16 protein-coding genes are annotated in these 16669 nt (G+C 68.8%); 7 read left to right on the top strand and 9 right to left on the bottom strand.

Annotated elements, in window-relative coordinates; genetic code table 11:
- The 4 genes from G3N61_RS24290 to G3N61_RS24275 form a co-directional block, all read left to right on the top strand.
- Positions 1–584 (top strand): thiamine pyrophosphate-dependent enzyme (locus tag G3N61_RS24290; RefSeq protein ID WP_241017886.1); only part of this gene is annotated, 584 nt, incomplete at its 5' end.
- A gap of 29 nt (positions 585–613) precedes the next feature.
- Positions 614–2065 carry an aldehyde dehydrogenase gene (locus G3N61_RS24285; RefSeq protein WP_205823781.1) on the top strand — a complete coding sequence of 484 codons (1452 nt, stop codon included), beginning with the start codon at positions 614–616 and terminating at the stop codon, positions 2063–2065.
- A 14-nt stretch (positions 2066–2079) separates the two neighbouring features.
- Positions 2080–3024, top strand: coding sequence for a 2-dehydropantoate 2-reductase (locus tag G3N61_RS24280; protein ID WP_205823780.1), 945 nt, complete (start codon positions 2080–2082; stop codon positions 3022–3024).
- Between the two features lie 268 nt (positions 3025–3292).
- Positions 3293–4690: an MFS transporter gene (locus tag G3N61_RS24275; RefSeq protein ID WP_205823779.1), complete on the top strand. Its 1398-nt coding sequence runs from the start codon at positions 3293–3295 to the stop codon at positions 4688–4690.
- A gap of 30 nt (positions 4691–4720) precedes the next feature.
- Here G3N61_RS24275 and kynA read toward each other — a convergent pair whose 3' ends face one another.
- The 3 genes from kynA to kynB all read right to left on the bottom strand — a co-directional run bounded on the left by kynA (position 4721) and on the right by kynB (position 7653).
- On the bottom strand, positions 4721–5653 hold the full coding sequence (gene kynA / locus G3N61_RS24270; RefSeq protein WP_089451183.1) for a tryptophan 2,3-dioxygenase: 933 nt from the start codon (positions 5651–5653) through the stop codon (positions 4721–4723).
- Between the two features lie 80 nt (positions 5654–5733).
- Entirely contained in the window at positions 5734–6984 is a 1251-nt protein-coding gene (gene kynU, locus G3N61_RS24265) for a kynureninase (protein WP_174918521.1), read from the bottom strand.
- Positions 6985–7011: 27 nt separating this feature from the next.
- Entirely contained in the window at positions 7012–7653 is a 642-nt protein-coding gene (gene kynB / locus G3N61_RS24260; RefSeq protein ID WP_205823778.1) for an arylformamidase, read from the bottom strand.
- 130 nt (positions 7654–7783) lie between these two features.
- On the opposite strand from kynB, the gene G3N61_RS24255 reads away from it, so the two are divergent.
- Positions 7784–8284: an Lrp/AsnC family transcriptional regulator gene (locus tag G3N61_RS24255; protein ID WP_006477992.1), complete on the top strand. Its 501-nt coding sequence runs from the start codon at positions 7784–7786 to the stop codon at positions 8282–8284.
- Here the strand turns inward: G3N61_RS24255 and G3N61_RS24250 are convergent.
- From G3N61_RS24250 to G3N61_RS24240, 3 genes are all read right to left on the bottom strand, one after another.
- Positions 8271–8777, bottom strand: a complete 507-nt coding sequence (locus G3N61_RS24250) for a flavin reductase family protein (RefSeq protein ID WP_043190113.1) — start codon at positions 8775–8777, stop codon at positions 8271–8273. The genes G3N61_RS24255 and G3N61_RS24250 overlap by 14 nt on opposite strands.
- 303 nt (positions 8778–9080) lie before the next feature.
- Complete coding sequence (locus G3N61_RS24245) at positions 9081–9746, bottom strand: hypothetical protein (protein ID WP_089451182.1); 666 nt, start codon at positions 9744–9746, stop codon at positions 9081–9083.
- The gene (locus G3N61_RS24240) at positions 9743–11149 is read right to left on the bottom strand and encodes a selenium-binding family protein (protein ID WP_205823777.1); all 1407 of its coding nucleotides are present in this window, start codon (positions 11147–11149) and stop codon (positions 9743–9745) included. Before G3N61_RS24240 ends, G3N61_RS24245 begins: the two co-directional genes overlap by 4 nt.
- A gap of 582 nt (positions 11150–11731) precedes the next feature.
- Between G3N61_RS24240 and msrA the strand changes: the two genes are divergently transcribed.
- A complete protein-coding gene (msrA, locus tag G3N61_RS24235; RefSeq protein ID WP_205823776.1) occupies positions 11732–12292 on the top strand; it encodes a peptide-methionine (S)-S-oxide reductase MsrA in 561 nt (186 codons plus the stop codon).
- Positions 12293–12325: 33 nt separating this feature from the next.
- On the opposite strand, the gene G3N61_RS24230 is transcribed toward msrA, so the two are convergent.
- From G3N61_RS24230 to pdxH, 3 genes are all read right to left on the bottom strand, one after another.
- Positions 12326–13621: a DUF72 domain-containing protein gene (locus tag G3N61_RS24230; protein ID WP_205823775.1), complete on the bottom strand. Its 1296-nt coding sequence runs from the start codon at positions 13619–13621 to the stop codon at positions 12326–12328.
- A 23-nt stretch (positions 13622–13644) separates the two neighbouring features.
- On the bottom strand, positions 13645–14865 hold the full coding sequence (locus tag G3N61_RS24225) for a cyclopropane-fatty-acyl-phospholipid synthase family protein (protein WP_043190098.1): 1221 nt from the start codon (positions 14863–14865) through the stop codon (positions 13645–13647).
- A 121-nt stretch (positions 14866–14986) separates the two neighbouring features.
- On the bottom strand, positions 14987–15631 hold the full coding sequence (gene pdxH, locus G3N61_RS24220) for a pyridoxamine 5'-phosphate oxidase (RefSeq protein WP_089451179.1): 645 nt from the start codon (positions 15629–15631) through the stop codon (positions 14987–14989).
- Positions 15632–15759: 128 nt separating this feature from the next.
- Between pdxH and G3N61_RS24215 the strand changes: the two genes are divergently transcribed.
- A complete protein-coding gene (locus G3N61_RS24215) occupies positions 15760–16617 on the top strand; it encodes a tRNA threonylcarbamoyladenosine dehydratase (protein ID WP_043190093.1) in 858 nt (285 codons plus the stop codon).
- Positions 16618–16669: the final 52 nt, after the last annotated feature.

Raw genomic sequence — 16669 nt, 5'->3', positions numbered from 1 at the left:
TGCCCGCGCCGCGGCCGCCGCGTGCGCGCGTCGAGCCACCCGCCGCCGGCGAGCGCATGTCGGTTGCGTTCGCGTTGCAGACGCTCGCCGACGTGCGCGACGCGCACGACATCGTCGTCGAGGAAGCGCCGAGCGCGCGGCCGGTGATGCAGGAACACCTGCCGTTCACGCACAGCGGCACGTTCTACACGATGGACAGCGGCGGGCTCGGCTACGGGATGCCGGCCGCCGTCGGCGTCGCGCTCGCGCAGCCGGGCCGGCGCGTGATCGGGCTGATCGGCGACGGTTCGAGCCTGTATTCGATTCAGGCTTTGTGGAGCGCCGCGCAACTGAAGCTGCCGATCACGTTCGTGATCCTGAACAATCGCCGTTACGCGGCGCTGCAGGATTTCGCGCCGGTGTTCGGCTTCGGCCCGGACGACCCCGTGCAGGGCACCGATCTGCCGAACCTGGATTTCGTCGCGCTTGCGCAAGGGATGGGTTGCCGCGGCGTGCGCGTGACCGCTGCCGCGCACCTGCGCGACACGCTGGCCGACGCACTGCGCGCCGCGACGCCGGTCGTCGTCGAAGTCGAGATTGCCTGACGCGCGCTGCGCGTCTTTCCGGAGAATTCATGCAAACCGTAGCGATGCTGATCGGCGGCGAACGCCGCCATTCATCCAGTGGCGCGACCTTCGTGCGCCGCAACCCGCTTGATGGCGAAGTCGCGTCCGAAGCGCCCGCGTGTACCGTCGACGACGCGCGTGCGGCGGCCGACGCGGCCGCCCGCGCGTTTCCCGACTGGGCCGCACTCGGCCCCGGCGCACGCCGCGCGCTGCTGCTGAAGGCGGCCGCCGCGCTCGAAGCGAAGCACGAGCAGTTCGTCGCCGCGATGGCGGCGGAGACGGGCGCCTCCGCGCTGTGGGCCGGCTTCAACGTGCACCTTGCCGCGAGCGGGCTCGTCGAGGCCGCGTCGCTGACCACGCAGGTCGGCGGCGAGCTGATCCCGTCCGACGTGCCCGGTTCGCTCGCGATGGGCGTCCGGCAGCCGGCCGGCGTCGTGCTCGGCATCGCGCCGTGGAATGCGCCGGTGATCCTCGCGACACGCGCGCTCGCGCTGCCGCTCGCGTGCGGCAACACGGTCGTGCTGAAGGGCTCGGAGCTGTGTCCCGTCACGCACGGGCTGATCGTCGAGGCGCTGCAGGAGGCCGGCCTGCCGCCGGGCGTCGTCAACTTCGTGACGAACGCGCCCGAGGATGCGGGCGCCATCGTCGATGCCTTGATCGCGCATCCGGCCGTGCGCCGAGTGAATTTCACGGGTTCGACGCGTGTCGGCAGGATCGTCGCCGAAGCGTGCGCGCGCCACCTGAAGCCGTCGGTGCTGGAACTCGGCGGCAAGGCGCCATTCGTCGTGCTCGACGATGCCGATCTCGACGCGGCGGTCGCGGCAGCCGCGTTCGGCGCATTCGCGAATTCCGGGCAGATCTGCATGTCGACCGAACGCATCGTGGTCGACGCATCGATCGCCGACGCGTTCGTCGCGAAGCTCGCCGACAAGGCCGCGTCGCTGCCGCTCGGCGACCCGCGCAACGGGCCCGTCGTGCTCGGTTCGCTGATCGACCTGAAGGCCGTCGAGCGCTGCAACGCGCTGATCGACGATGCGCTCGCGCACGGCGCGACACTCGTGTGCGGCGGCAAGGCCGACAGCACGCTGTTCCCGGCCACGCTGCTCGACCATGTCACACCGGCGATGCGCATCTATGCGGAAGAGTCGTTCGGCCCGGTGAAGGGCATCGTGCGCGTCGACGGCGAGGCGGCCGCGATCCGTTGCGCGAACGACAACGCGTTCGGGCTGTCGTCGGCCGTGTTCAGCCGCGACGTCGCGCGTGCGATGCGCGTCGCGGCACGCATCGAATCGGGCATCTGCCACGTGAACGGCCCGACTGTGCACGACGAGGCACAGATGCCGTTCGGCGGCGTGAAGGACAGCGGCTTCGGCCACTTCGGTGGCAAGGCCGGCATCGCGGCGTTCACGGACCTGCGCTGGATCACGGTGCAGACCGCACCGCGCCACTATCCGTTCTGACGAGGCCGCCGACGATGAGGATTGCGATTCTGGGCGCCGGCGCGATGGGCTCGCTGTTCGGCGGGCTGCTGGCCGAAAGCGGCGAGGCCGTCACGCTGATCGACGTGAACGACACGCATCTCGATGCGATCCGCCGTGACGGGCTGCGCATCGATGACGATCGTGGTGAACGCACCATCCGTACGTTGCAGGCCGTGCGGCCGGAAGCCGCGAATGCGGACGCAGCTGCATCGCCAGACACGCCGTTCGACCTGCTGATCGTTTTCACGAAGTCGCTGCACACGCGCCATGCGCTGGACGGCGTGCGCGCGCTGCTGAGCCCCTACACGTACGTGCTGACGCTGCAGAACGGGCTGGGCAACGTCGAGACGTTGAATGCGTTCGTGCTGATCGAGCGCATTCTCGTCGGCGTCACGACCTGGCCCGCCGATCTTGCCGGGCCAGGCCACGTGCATTCGCACGGTGCGGGCGTCATCAAGATGATGACGGCCGACGGCGCGGAGCGCATGTTCGCGGCCGCCGTCGCCGATGCACTGTCGCGCGCGGGGCTCGTGTGCTCGCTCGATGACGACGTGTGGGCTGCGATCTGGGAGAAGGTCGCGTTCAATGCGGCGCTCAACACGCTGTGCGCGGTGACACGTTGCACGGTCGACCAGCTCGGCGAACACCACGACGGGCTGCGGCTCGCGCAGACGATCGCCGCCGAGACGGCGGCGGTCGCGCGCGCGAAGGGCATCGCGGTCGACGGCGAGCGCATCGCGCGCAACGTCGAGCATGCGATCCGCGAGCATCGCGGCCATCGCCCGTCGATGCTGCAGGACGTGCTCGCGGGCCGTCGTACGGAAATCGACGCGATCAGCGGCAAGGTCGTCGCGGCCGCGCGCGAAGCGGGCGTCGCGGTGCCGCATGCGGAAACGCTGCTCGCACTGGTCAGGCTGATCGACGCGCGGATGAACTGAGCATCAGGCTGGCGGCGCTGCCTGCGCCGCACGACGATACGGGCGCGTCGCGCGCAGACGACGGCACCGGATCGGGACGGGTTGGACGAGACACCGGAGCCGCCGCCGACGCGTCGACACCGGCCGACTGCGCAGCACGAGATCCGGGCACGCGCCATCGTGCGGCAGCCCGGACAACCGGAGACGCCATGAAAGCCATCGAACGCCGTTGTCTTGCCGCGCGCCGAGCGCGCACGTTGCCGCGTCAGCGCGGCGCACGGGAGGCCGCATGAGCACGCGCGACGGATTGCAGTCGCCGTCCGTCGACATCGGCGCGACGCTCGACGACGGGCCGTTCACGACGATGCAGCGCGGCGTGGTGCTGCTCGCCGCGCTCGCGATCGTGCTCGACGGCTTCGACGGCCAGCTGATCGGCTTCGCGATTCCGGTGTTGATCCGCGAATGGGGCATCACACGTGGCGCGTTCGCGCCGGCGGTGGCGGCCGGGCTGATCGGGATGGGGATCGGCAGCGCGTGCGCGGGGATCGTCGCGGATCGCTTCGGCCGTCGCCAGGCCGTGATCGGCAGCGTGTTCCTGTTCGGCATCGCGACCTGCGCGATCGGCTTCGCACCGGACGTCACGGCGATCGCGATGCTGCGCTTCGTCGCGGGGCTCGGCATCGGCGGTGCATTGCCGACGGCCACGACGATGACGGCCGAATACACGCCCGCGCGGCGCCGCACGATGATGGTGACCGCGACGATCGTCTGCGTGCCGCTCGGCGGAATGCTGGCCGGCCTGTTCGCGCACGAGGTGCTGCCGCGTTATGGCTGGCGCGGGCTGTTCTTCGCGGGCGGTGCGTTGCCGCTCGTGCTCGGCTTCGTGCTCGTGCGTGCGCTGCCCGAATCGCCGCGCTATCTCGCGCGGCGCCCTGCGCGCTGGCCGGAACTCGGCGCGCTGCTTGCCAGGATGCAGCGGCCGGTCGCGGCGGGCACCGTGTTCACCGATCTGAAAGATGCACGCGCGGCAGGCGGCCGCGGCGGCTTCGGCGCGCTGTTCGCGAGCGGTCAGGCGCGCGACACGATCGCCCTGTGGGGCGCGTTCTTCATGTGCTTGCTCGCCGTGTATGCGGCGTTCAGCTGGCTGCCGACGATGCTGGCGGCGAGCGGGCTGAGCGTGTCGGTCGCGGGTACCGGGCTCACCGCGTACAACCTCGGCGGCGTGATCGGCGCGCTGCTGTGCGCATGGACGATCGCGCATGCCGGGTCGCGCTGGCCGCTCGTGCTGTGCAGCATCGGCGGCGCGGCGAGCGCGGTGTGGCTGATGGGTGTCGATGCCAGCCGCCACACGGGCTGGCTGATCGTCGGGCTCGGCCTGCACGGATTGTTCGTCAACGCGGTGCAGTCGACGATGTATGCGCTCTGCGCGTACATCTACCCGACCGCGGTGCGCGCGACGGGCACCGCGAGCGCGCTCGCGTTCGGCCGGCTCGGCGCGATCCTCAGCGCGTTCGCGGGCGCGATCGTGATCACCACGGGCGGCGCCACGGCCTATCTGACGATGCTGGCGATCGCGATGGGGGTGGTCTGCGTCGCGCTGCTCGTCGTGCGACGGCATATTCCGCGACTGTCGCGCGCGGCGGTGCAGCCGCGCGAAGGGGAGGAACTGGCCCGCACGTCGTCGTGACGGCGCGCGGGCCCAGGGGCGAGTCGTGCGTTACAGCGTGGTGCGCACGTGCCAGAGCTCGGGGAACAGGACGACGTCGAGCATCTTGCGCAGGTACGGCGCGCCGCTGGTGCCGCCGGTGCCTTGCTTGAAGCCGATGATGCGCTCGACGGTCGTCACGTGACGGAAGCGCCACTGGCGGAACGCATCCTCGAGATCGACGAGTTCCTCGGCCATCTCGTACAGCTCCCAGTGCTGCTGCGGGTGACGGTACACCTCGAGCCACGCGGCTTCGACCGTCTCGTCATGCCGGGTCGGCTGCGTCCAGTCGCGTTCGAGCCGCTCCGCCGCGATCGGGAAGCCGCGCCGCGCGAGCAGGCGCACGACTTCGTCGTAGAACGACGGCGCTTCGAGCGTCGCACGGACTTGCTCGAGGATGTCGGGCCGGTGCGCATGCGGCTGCAGCATCTGCACGTTCTTGTTGCCGAGCAGGAATTCGAGCTGCCGATACTGGTACGACTGGAAGCCCGACGACTGCCCGAGATACGGCCGCATCGCCGAATATTCGGACGGCGTCATCGTCGACAGCACGTTCCACGCCTGCACGAGCTGTTCGAGGATGCGCGACACCCGCGCGAGCATCTTGAACGCCGGCGGCAGCGCATCGGTGCGCACCGCATCGAGTGCTCCGCGCAGCTCGAACAGCGCGAGCTTCATCCACAGCTCGCTCGTCTGATGCTGGATGATGAACAGCATCTCGTTGTGATCGGGCGACAGCGGATGCTGCGCGTCCAGGATCGAATTCAGCGACAGGTAGTCGCCGTAGCTCATCGACTTCGAGAAATCGAGCTGCGCGTCGTGCCAGCCGGCATCGCCGGGCACGTGCGACGTTTCGTGCGCGGCCGGGGCCGGTTGCGCCGTATGCGTGGCGCGTGCGCCCGAGAACGGGCAGCCCGCCGGCGCGTCGTTGCCGGGTGGCTGCATATGACCAGAATTCACGACTATCTCCAGATTTTTGAATGATGGGGCGCGGCGCGCGGCTCGCGCGCGCCGGGCGAGGCCGATCAGGTCACCGCGCCGCGTTCGGCGAACTCGGGCGCCTTCCACGCGTCGGTGGCGAGGATGTCGCGCAGCGTCTCGACGGCATCCCACACGTCGGCGAAGCGCGTATAGAGCGGCGTGAAGCCGAAGCGCAGCACGTACGGCTCGCGGTAGTCGCCGATCACGCCGCGCGCGATCAGCGCCTGCATCACTTCGTAGCCGTGCGGATGTTCGAAGCTCGCCTGCGAGCCGCGCTGGTGATGCGCGCGCGGCGTGACGAGCTTCAGCGACAGGCCCGCGCAGCGCGCTTCGACGAGCGCGATGAACGCGTCGGTCAGCGCGAGCGACTTGCGGCGGATCGCGTGCATGTCGGTCTGCAGGAACACGTCGAGCCCGCATTCGACCATCGACATCGACACGATCGGCTGCGTGCCGCACAGGAAGCGCGCGATGCCCGGATCGGGCGCGAAGCCCGGCTGCATCGCGAACGGTGCGCGGTGGCCCCACCAGCCGGACAGCGGCTGCGAGAAATGCGCGTGATGGCGCTGCGGCACCCACACGAAGGCGGGCGAACCGGGGCCGCCGTTCAGGTACTTGTACGTGCAGCCGACCGCGCCGTCTGCGCGCGCGCCGTTCAGGTCGACCGGCACCGCGCCGGCCGAGTGCGCGAGATCCCACAGCATCAGCCCACCCGCGTCGTGCACGAGCTGCGTGACGGCCGGCATGTCGTGCATGTAGCCGGTGCGGTAGTTCACGTGCGTGATCATCGCGACGGCCGTGTCCGCGCCGAGTGCGTCGGGCAGGTCGGCCGGGTCGTCGATCAGGCGCAGTTCGTAGTCGCCGCCGAGCTGTTCGATCAGCCCCTGCGCGATATACAGGTCGGTCGGGAAGTTCGAGCGTTCCGACACGATCACGCGGCGCTCGGGCGCGCGCTCGGCCTGATGGCGCACCATCGCCGACAGCAGCTTGAACAGGTTGATCGAGATCGTGTCGGTCACGACCGTCTCGCCGGGGGCGCCGCCGATCAGCGTCGCGAGCTTGTCGCCGAGACGGCGCGGCAGCGCGAACCAGCCAGCCGTGTTCCAGCTGCGGATCAGGCCTTCGCCCCATTCGGCGCCGATTACCTGCTGCGCGCGGGCGGCCGACGCGCTCGGCTGCGCACCGAGCGAGTTGCCGTCGAGGTAGATCACGCCGTCGGGCAGGGAGAACTGGTCGCGCAGCGGGGCGAGCGGATCGTCGCGGTCGAGCGCGAGCGCGTCTTCACGGGTCTTGATCATGATGTGGGTCGTCAGTCGGGGTAATCAGGAGGTACGCGCAGGGAGCGCGCGCAGCACCGCGCGCACGGGGCTCGCGTCGAGCGTCGCGAATTTCAGCGGCAGTGCGATCAGTTCGTAGTCGCCGGGCGGCACGTCGTCGAGCACGATGCCTTCGAGGATCGCCATCCGGTGCGCGCGCACGCGGTGATGCGCATCCATCGTCTTCGATTCCTGCGGGTCGAGCGACGGCGTATCGATGCCGATCAGCTTGACGCCGTGCGCGGCCAGCAGGTCGATGGTGTCCGGCGCGACCGCGCAGAAGCCGGTATCCCATTGCGCGAGCGGCGCCTGCGCATAGGTGCGCAGCAACACGCGCGGCGGTACGCCGTCGAGCGCGGCCGCGACATCGGCCGGCTGCACGACCGGCGATGCGCCGATGCAATGGATCACGCGGCACGGGCCGAGGTAGGTGTCGAGCGGCACGGCGCCGATCGGCGCGCCGTCGGCGTCGTAGTGCAGCGGTGCGTCGCAGTGCGCGCCCGTGTGCGGCGACAGCGTCAGGCGCGCGACGTTGACCGGCGAGCCGGCTTCCATCCGCCACACGCGTTCGACGGAAACCGGCGTATCGCCCGGCCACACGGGGGTGGCGGGGCTGACAGGCGGCGAGATGTCCCAGAGGGTGTCCATGGCATGACGATTCGGTGAGTCGATCCTTCGAATGATAGGTGGACGCTCGTAGAAAGTGCTTGCGAAATAAACATGGACAATCCGCCGGATTGGCAGATAATTCGACTCAGAGGGAAAACGGGGACCAAAAATGCACGCGATCACGCTCGATGCCACCGACTGCCGGATTCTGGCGGTACTGCAGGAAGAGGGCAGAATCAGCAATCTCGATCTGGCGGAACGGATTTCGCTTTCGCCATCCGCCTGTCTGCGCCGCATGCGCCTGCTCGAGGAGCAGGGCGTGATCGAGCACTATCGCGCGTGCCTGAGCCGCGAGAAGCTCGGCTTCGAACTCGAGGCGTTCGTTCAGGTGTCGATGCGCAACGAAGAAAATCAATGGCACGAGCGCTTCGCGGAAGCGCTGCGCGAATGGCCGGAGGTGGTCGGTGCGTTCGTCGTGACCGGCGAAAGCCACTATCTGCTGCGCGTGCTCGCGCACAACCTCAAGCACTATTCGGATTTCGTGCTGAACCGGCTCTACAAGGCGCCGGGCGTGATGGACATCCGTTCGAACATCGTGCTGCAGACGCTGAAGGATGAAGCCGGCGCGCCGGTCGGGCTGGCGCGCACGGGGGCGATCAAAGCGGTGTAAGGCCGTGGAAGCCGCCGCCGTGGAACACGAGCGGCGCTTCGGCGTTCGGCACGCGGACGCCGCAACGCTCCACTTCGCCGACGAAGATCACGTGATCGCCTTCGTCGTAGCGGCTGCGGTTGTGGCACTCGAACCACGCGAGCGCGCCGTCGAGCACCGGCATCCCGGAGTTACCGGCCGCATGCGCGATCCCTTCGAAGCGGTCGCCCTTGTAGCTCGAGAAGCGCTTGCACAGGTCGAGCTGCGACGCGGCGAGCACGTTCACCACGTAATGGCTGTTGCCGCGGAACACCGGCGTCGATGCCGATTTGTGCGCGAGGCTCCATAGCACGAGCGGCGGATCGAGCGACACCGAGTTGAACGAACTCGCGGTGATGCCGATCAGTTGCCCGGACGGCGCCTGTGTCGTGATGACGGTCACGCCCGTCGCGAACTGGCCGAGTGCCTGGCGGAACGCGGTCACGTCGAAATCCGGCGGAGTGGCGCGGCTCATCGGGCGGCCATCCGGAACGAAACGGGCGGGCACGGCGCGCGGCGGGTGCAACGGGCGGGGTGGACGAAAGGCGACAAGGCGGTCGGGGCGGAAGTGGTGCGCATGGCCCGATTTTAGCGGAATCGGGGCCGCCGGGCCCGGCCAGACGGCGCAATGCGGCGATAGGGTGACGTAGCGAACACTGCGGCGCGCTGCCGGATGCGCGAATGCGTGCGCCCCGCCCGGCCGTTCTGTCGCGTTTCTTGTGCAGTGTCGCTGCGCCGGCCGGTACGGCGGCGTCACCCCAGGTCATCGATACCCGCGCTATCGCGCCGCCGCCAGTCCGAGCGACAGCGCGCCCGTCACGATCAGGCTCGACGCCCACACGGCATCGAGATTGAACCAGCTCCGCGACACGAATTTCAGCCCGAGATAGCGGTACACGAGCCAAGCGAGCCCGCCGCCGGCGCCGATCATCGCGATCGCATGCACGGCCGCGACGACCAGCGCCATCCCGAGATGCGCATCGACGAGCGTGGCCGCCGCGCGGTGGCCGGCGTCCCGGTCGAGCCCGCACAACCCGAGGTAGATCGGCACCAGCATCAGCCCCGCGCCATGCGCAATCGCGACCGCGAACGACCACAGGCCGAGCCGGGCGGGCGGAATCCGCGCGAGCGCGCGCGGATGCCGGCGCCGGATCAGCAGCACGGCGCCGAAGCCGATCACGAGCGCGCTCGCGCCGATCCGGATCGCCGTTTGCCACGCGAGCAGCGCGGCGAGCAGCCCGAACGGCAGCATCACCGTGAAGACCGCGAGCGCATGGCCGAGCGCGAGATAGCCGAGCGCCGCGACGAGCGCGCCGCCGCGGCGCGTCATCAGCGCGTTCGACACCGCGAGCGGCCAGCCCATCGCGGGGTTGAGCCCGTGATACACCCCGCTCGCGAGCACGGCCGCCCACAGCGCGAGCGGGGCGTGAAGGCTGGCGTTCAACGCTTGACCGACGGATAGCAGAACGAGTCGGTCGAGCAGTCGCCGCCTTCGAGCCGGATCTGGTGCGCACGGTAGCCGTCGGGGAACTCGACCCAGTAGTCGTCGGCGAGCGTCAGCCCGCCTTCCGGCCCCACATGCGCGAGCACCTGCGCGGCCGGCACGCCGTCCGGGTAGAACTGGTCGTCCCACGTCGAATAGAGCGAGTTGGTCCAGTACACGCGCTTCCCGTCGCGGCTGATCTCGACCATCTGCGGGCCGCCGGCGAACGCGCGGCCGTTCGTGTGCGGCGCGCGGCGCACGATGCCGCCGATGCGCACCGACCCCGCGAGCACCGGGTGGTGCGGATCCGACACGTCGTACTGGCGCATCTCGCCGGTGCCCCAGCACGACACGTAGAGGAAGCGGTCGTCGAGCGACAGGTCGATGTCGGTCACGAGCGGCGGCACGGCGCCGAATCCCTTGAGCAGCGGCGGCAGTTCGTCGACCGCGGCCGGCTCGGCCGGGATCGTCGCCGTCTTCTTCACATGGAACTGGCCGCCTTCGCGCCACCAGGTCCAGATCGAGCCTTCGAGATTCGTCGTGTCGACCACCACGCCGACGAACCCGTATTCGCGCACCGGGTCGTGCGCGGGCCGTACCTCGAGCGCCATCTGGTGATTCGCGCCGAGATCGATCGTCTGCACGTTGCGCCGCGCGCGCAGGTCCCAGAAATGCAGCCGGTGCCCGTACTTGTTCGCGAGCAGGTCCTCGGGGACGATGCCGTTTTCGAACTGCGGTGGCAGCGCCCATTCGCTCGACACCATGTAGTCGCGCGGCAGGTTCCACCAGAAGTCGTAATGCTTGTCCTGCGGGCCGCGGTCGATCTCCCAGCGGCCGAGCACGTCGAAGGTTTCGCAATCCATGATGAAGATGCCGGGCGCGCCGTCGGTGCCGTCCTTGCCCGCGCCGCCAAGCGTGCTCACGTAGATGCCCTCGGGGCCGCAGTGCACGGTGTGCGGGCGCGAGTAGCCGGTCTTCGCGAAGATCTCGCCGGGTTCGACGATCTTGTGGATGCGCGCCTGCGTCGGGTGCGGCTTCGTGTCGATCACGTAGATGCGCGACGAGCGCAGGCCCGGGATGATCAGGAAGCGGCGCTCGAGAAACGCGTGGCCCGTGAGCGGCGACAGCGACGACGAACAGGCATTCCAGCCGAAGTGGTGAAACTCGTCGCCGGTGTTCGGCATCGTGACCGTGTGCACGATTTTTCCGTAGGTCGACGAGCCGGGCTTCACGTCGATCACGGCGAGCGCGTCGGGCCTGGAAAAATCGGGGCTCAGCAACAACGTATAGGCAAACTCTTCCGCCGGCGCCTGCATCGCAAGCTCGGGCGAAGCGTGAAACGTCGGGTCAGGCCGCATGCTCATGGTGATGCCCTCTCGATGGTGTCGGATCGTGGTCGCACGGCCGTTCGTTGCGGACGTGCGGGCCGGGGTGGCCGCGCGGCGCGCGACACGCCGGCGGGAGCGATCGGCTGGCGGATGCACGCGTCGGCGACACGTGCGGCGCCGTGCATCAGATCGTGAAAGCGGATAAAGGCGATGGGCCGGCTCGCCGCACCTGGCGCAACACGGGGACACGGCAGCGCGATGGCACAGTCGAAGCGGCAGCCCGCGACGCGGCAACAGCGGGGCGGGTGACGAGGGTGATTTCTGTTGAGGCGTGCATATCGATGTTCCGGCAGATGATGTTTGCATCAGGGTCGGGCATGCATCGGACGCGATGCGCGGCGCGACGGGTTTGCCGTCGGGTTCGCGCGTGCCTCAGTGTAGACGAGAAAAGGGTGTGCCGTTCGCGCGCGGTACCTGTCCAATCGGCCGGGTTCGCACGCGAGTGAGATACTTGTCGAAGTGCCGCTGCGCCCCGCATCCTGCGCGGGCAGCGGCGATGCGTAACGATGGCGCCGGCGCATGCGTGCCGGCTGCCGTCATCAACGAGGGGCTGATTTCATGGGGAACGAAATGCTTGAAACCGCGACTGTGGGCGGCGGGTGCTTCTGGTGCACGGAGGCGGTGTTCCTCGACGTCGACGGCGTGACGGCCGTCCAGTCGGGCTATGCGGGCGGCCATACGCGCAATCCCGGCTATCGCGACATCTGCGAAGGCGACACAGGCCACGCGGAAGTCGTCAACGTGACGTTCGATCCGGCGCGCATCGGCTATCGCGGGATCCTCGAGATCTTCTTCGCGACGCACGATCCGACCCAGTTGAACCGGCAGGGCAACGACGTCGGCACGCAGTACCGTTCGGTCGTGTTCACGCATTCGGATGCGCAGCGCGACACGGCGCTCGACGTGATCCGCGAGCTGGAGCGCGAGCAGGTGTTCGGGCAGCCGATCGTCACGCAGGTCGTGCCGCTCGACGACAACTACTGGCCGGCCGAGGACTATCACCAGAACTATTACGCGCGTAACCCGGGGCAGGGCTACTGCTCGGTCGTGATCGGGCCGAAGCTCGCGAAATTCCGGCAGAAGTTCTCGCACCGGCTGAAGTCGCTGCGCGGCGCGTAAGCGCGGCCGGCGCCGGCCGGTTTCAAGCCGGTATCAAGCCGCCTCGTTGCGCCACTGCGCGCACGCGGCGGCGATCTCGCGCGCGAGCGCGATGCACGACAGCGGCGCGGAGCCTTCCGCCTTGTTGTTGATCGTGATGATCACCGGCTGCCCGGCCAGCGCATAGCGCGCGGCCAGTTCGGCGAGCGCCGAGCGCGTGGCCGGATCCTCGTCGACGAGTTTGTCGAACGGCTCGTACTTCGCTTTCGCCTGTTCATACTTGAAGCCGCCGTGCAGGCTCCAGCGCACGATCAGCGGGCCCGGCGCGTCGCCGTCGAGCAGCGCGAGCGCGGCCGCCTGGCGCAGCGGGTCGGGCATCCGCGCGTGCAGGCCGACGCAGTAGCGCACGCCGAGCGCGGCGAGCGCGCGGATGAAGCGCGGCGTGAGCAGGCTCGCGTCGCGAATCTCGATCGCATAGCGGGTGCCGTCGGCTTCCGGCGGCAGCGGCGGCAGCGCCGCGAAGAACGCGGCGAGCCGGTCGATCAGCGCGGCCGGCTGGGCGAGCAGCTGATCGGGCAGCGGCGAGAACTGGAACACGAGCACGCCGGCTTTCCGGCCGAGCCCTTCGAGGCAAGGCTGCACGAATTCGCGGGTGGCGAGCGCCGCGTCGAGGAAGGTCGGGTTCGGCCCCGACGGCTCGCCGCGCCGGCCGCGGATCACCGCATCGGTCACGGAGGCCGGCGCCTTTACGACGAAGCGGAAATCGTCCGGCACCTGCTGCGCGTAGCGCAGGTAGTCGGCCACCGACAGCGGGCCGTAGAACGACCGGTCGAGGCTCACGCTCTTCAGCAGCGGATGCGCGCCATATGCTTCGAGCCCTTCGCGCGACAGCTTGGTCTGCGCGAAGTCGCCGTCGTAGACGATGCCGTCCCAACCGGGGAAATACCACGACGACGTGCCGAGCCGGACATTCGGCGGCAGGGCGGCCGCTGCGTCGGCTACATCCGGCGCGATCGGGGCGGGCAGCACGCCGCGCCGGCGCCGGCCTTTCTTCGGCGGTGCGGCTGGCGGGGACGGGTCGTCCCACAGCTGGCCGGAAGCGGCTGGCGGGGTTTCGTCTGAAGAACGGGCGTTAGTGCGGGCGCGCGGTGCCGGCTGCGCGTCGTCGGGCGCGTCCGGTGTCACGTGCTCGTCGGTGTCGGCAGGCCGGCCATCGTCCTCGGGCGACGCGCGTGCAGCGTCGGCCGGCACGCCGAACAGGTCGAATTGCCCGTCGGCGTGCGGCGCATCCGCGTCGTCGTGCTGCTGTCGTTCCGGCGGCGCCTTGCGCCGCGTCCTGCCGTCACCCATGCATGCCCAGCGTGAGGCGCCGCCTAGCGCGGCAGCGCGTGTTCGTACATATAGCGCCGCGACCACGGCAGCGTTTTTGCGCTCTGCCCGGCCTTGCGGCACACGATCTGGAAGATCGACACGTCGTCGTGCTCGAACGCATATGCGCAGCCGGCGAGATACACGCGCCAGATGCGGAATTTTTCGTCGTCGACGAGTTGTCGCGCGGCTTCCGCTTTCGCCTCGAAGTTTTCCGTCCAGATGTCGAGCGTGCGCGCATAGTGCCGTCGCAGGCTTTCGACGTCAATCGCTTCGAGTCCGCCGCGCTGCGCGGCTTCGAGCGCGAGGCTGATGTGCGGCAGCTCGCCGTCCGGGAACACGTAGCGGTCGATGAACTCGCCGCCGCCGAGCGCCGTCTCGCCGCTTTCCGCGTCGGTCGACGTGATCCCGTGGTTCATCGCGATGCCGTCGTCGGCGAGCAGGTCGTGCACGCGCGAGAAATAGAGCGGCAGGTTCTTGCGCCCGACGTGCTCGAACATCCCGACGCTCGTGATGCGGTCGAACTGGCCGTCGATCTCGCGGTAGTCCTGCAGCCGGATCTCGATTTTGTCTTCCAGCCCGGCGGCCTTCACGCGCGCGGTCGCGAGGTCGAACTGGTTCTGCGACAGCGTGACGCCGAGGCACTGCGCGCCGAACTTCTGCGCGGCGCGCAGCACGAGCGCACCCCAGCCGCAGCCGATGTCGAGCAGGCGCTGGCCGGGCTGGAGCCGGATCTTCGTCAGGATATGGTCGATCTTCTTGATCTGCGCGGTGGCGAGATCCTCGTCACCGTTCTCGAAGTACGCGCACGAGTACACCATGTTCTCGTCGAGCCACAGCTGATAGAACTCGTTCGAGACGTCGTAGTGATACTGGATCGCCTTCTTGTCGGTGCTCTTCGAGTGATTGAAGTAGCGCTTCACGCGCGCCAGCTTGCTCGCGCTCGTCACCGTGTTGCGCGCGAGCGAGTAGCCGATGTTGATGATGTCCGACAGCTTGCCTTCGATGTCGATCTTGCCCTTCACGTACGCCTCGCCGAGATTGTCGAGGCTTGGTTCGAGCAACAGCGGCAACGCCGACGCGCTGTTGACCTTCAACGTGACCTGCGGCGCGCTGAAGGTGCCGAAATCGAGTTGATCGCCGTTCCACAGCACGAGGCGCGCCGGTATGTTCGCTTTCGCCCGTACTTCGTCCGCCCACTGTGCCAGCTTCTTTTCCCAGAACATTTGGATTCTCCGTTTGTTCGTTGAATCGAATACAGCCAAGTATCTTGACCGGCGCCCGCCGCTTGCGACGCGGGCGCCCGGATGTAACACGAGACACGACCGGCGTGCGCCGGCGCCGCGCTTAAGGCGACAGGCGCGAGATCGACCAGTCCGGCGACGTATCGGCGTCGCGCGTATAGAGCAGGCGGTCGTGCAGCCGCGACGGGCGGCCCTGCCAGAACTCGATCGAGTCGGGCACGAGGCGGTAGCCGCCCCAGTGCGGCGGGCGCGGCGGGTTGTCGCCGTAGCGTTCGCTGACGGCCTGTTCCTGCGCTTCGAGCGTGGCGCGGCTGTCGATCACGGCGCTCTGCTCGGACGCCCATGCGCCGATGCGCGAGCCGAGCGGGCGCGACGCGAAATAGCGGTCGCTTTCCTCGGCGCTGGTTTTCTCGATCCGGCCTTCGATGCGCACCTGGCGCTCGAGCTCGATCCAGTAGAACAGCAGTGCGGCCTGCGGATGCGCGGCAAGATCGCGCCCCTTGCGGCTTTCGTAATTGGTAAAGAAGACGAACCCGCGTTCGTCGACGCCCTTGATGAGCACGATGCGTGCCGACGGCCGGCCGTCGTCGCCGACGGTCGCGAGCGTCATCGTGTTCGGCTCGGGCAGCTTGGCGGCGAGCGCCTCCTTGAACCAGCGGTCGAACTGGGCGAAGGGGTCGTGGGCGACATCGGCTTCGTCGAGCGAAGCACGTGAATAGTTGATGCGAAGATCGGCGAGAGTCGTCATGTTATGCAAACGCTTCAATCTGAAACCATTGTAGCCAACGCGCGAGAAACGTGCGTGTACAGTGGCGCGTGCGAGCGGGGAGTTCAGGCAAAATAGAGGGCTGCACGACTTACATTTTCCTTGCTGCCATGTCCGCCGCCGACGCTGCCCCGCCCAGTTCCTCTGATCTTACCCCGACCCCGGAAATCCAGCTTGACGTGGATCGCGCGCGGCGCTTTGGCGGCGTCGCGCGGCTGTACGGCGCGCCGGCGGCCGCCGCATTCGAGCGCGCGCACGTCGCGGTGATCGGCATCGGCGGCGTCGGGTCGTGGGTGGCCGAGGCGCTCGCCCGCAATGCGGTCGGCACGCTGACGCTGATCGACCTCGACAACGTTGCGGAAAGCAATACGAACCGGCAGATCCACGCGCTCGACGGCAATTACGGCAAGCCGAAGGTCGACGCGATGGCCGAGCGGATCGCACTGATCGATCCCGCGTGCCGCGTGAACCGGATCGAGGATTTCGTCGAGCCGGACAACTTCGACGCGCTGCTCGGCGGCGGTTTCGACTACGTGATCGACGCGATCGACAGCGTGCGCACGAAGGTCGCGCTGATCGCGTGGTGTGTCGCGAAGCGCCAGCCGCTCGTCGTGGTCGGCGGCGCGGGCGGCCAGCTCGACCCGACGCGCATCCGGATCGACGATCTCGCGCTGACGATCCAGGATCCGCTGCTGTCGAAGGTGCGCGCGCAGTTGCGCAAGCAGCACGGCTTTCCGCGCGGGCCGAAGGCGCGTTTCAAGGTCAGCGCCGTGTATTCGGACGAGCCGTTGATCTATCCGGAAGCGGCCGCCTGCGACCTCGAGGACGGCGCCGAGCCGTCCGCGGCCGCGCACGTCGCCGGGCTCAACTGTGCGGGATTCGGTTCGAGCGTGTGCGTGACCGCGAGCTTCGGCTTCGCGGCCGCCGCGCATGCGCTGCGCGCGATCGCGGCGCAGGCCGCCGGCTGAGCTGCCGTGAAGCGCGCTCGTTGAGGGATGCGGCGGCGCGTGATACGCGCCG

Source organism: Burkholderia sp. Ac-20349, from assembly GCF_017104865.1.
GTDB classification, from domain to species: Bacteria; Pseudomonadota; Gammaproteobacteria; order Burkholderiales; family Burkholderiaceae; genus Burkholderia; species Burkholderia aenigmatica.
This window is presented reverse-complemented; position numbering and strand designations above follow the sequence as displayed.

Excerpts from the sequence above, each read along its gene's own strand:
- G3N61_RS24230 (WP_205823775.1), bottom strand. The coding sequence starts at position 13,621 with ATGGGTGACGGCAGGACGCGGCGCAAGGCGCCGCCGGAACGACAGCAG.
- G3N61_RS24240 (WP_205823777.1), bottom strand. The coding sequence starts at position 11,149 with ATGAGCATGCGGCCTGACCCGACGTTTCACGCTTCGCCCGAGCTTGCG.
- msrA (WP_205823776.1), top strand. The coding sequence starts at position 11,732 with ATGGGGAACGAAATGCTTGAAACCGCGACTGTGGGCGGCGGGTGCTTC.
- pdxH (WP_089451179.1), bottom strand. The coding sequence starts at position 15,631 with ATGACGACTCTCGCCGATCTTCGCATCAACTATTCACGTGCTTCGCTC.
- G3N61_RS24250 (WP_043190113.1), bottom strand. The coding sequence starts at position 8,777 with ATGAGCCGCGCCACTCCGCCGGATTTCGACGTGACCGCGTTCCGCCAG.
- G3N61_RS24280 (WP_205823780.1), top strand. The coding sequence starts at position 2,080 with ATGAGGATTGCGATTCTGGGCGCCGGCGCGATGGGCTCGCTGTTCGGC.
- G3N61_RS24275 (WP_205823779.1), top strand. The coding sequence starts at position 3,293 with ATGAGCACGCGCGACGGATTGCAGTCGCCGTCCGTCGACATCGGCGCG.
- G3N61_RS24255 (WP_006477992.1), top strand. The coding sequence starts at position 7,784 with ATGCACGCGATCACGCTCGATGCCACCGACTGCCGGATTCTGGCGGTA.
- kynA (WP_089451183.1), bottom strand. The coding sequence starts at position 5,653 with ATGCAGCCACCCGGCAACGACGCGCCGGCGGGCTGCCCGTTCTCGGGC.
- G3N61_RS24285 (WP_205823781.1), top strand. The coding sequence starts at position 614 with ATGCAAACCGTAGCGATGCTGATCGGCGGCGAACGCCGCCATTCATCC.
- G3N61_RS24225 (WP_043190098.1), bottom strand. The coding sequence starts at position 14,865 with ATGTTCTGGGAAAAGAAGCTGGCACAGTGGGCGGACGAAGTACGGGCG.
- kynB (WP_205823778.1), bottom strand. The coding sequence starts at position 7,653 with ATGGACACCCTCTGGGACATCTCGCCGCCTGTCAGCCCCGCCACCCCC.
- G3N61_RS24215 (WP_043190093.1), top strand. The coding sequence starts at position 15,760 with ATGTCCGCCGCCGACGCTGCCCCGCCCAGTTCCTCTGATCTTACCCCG.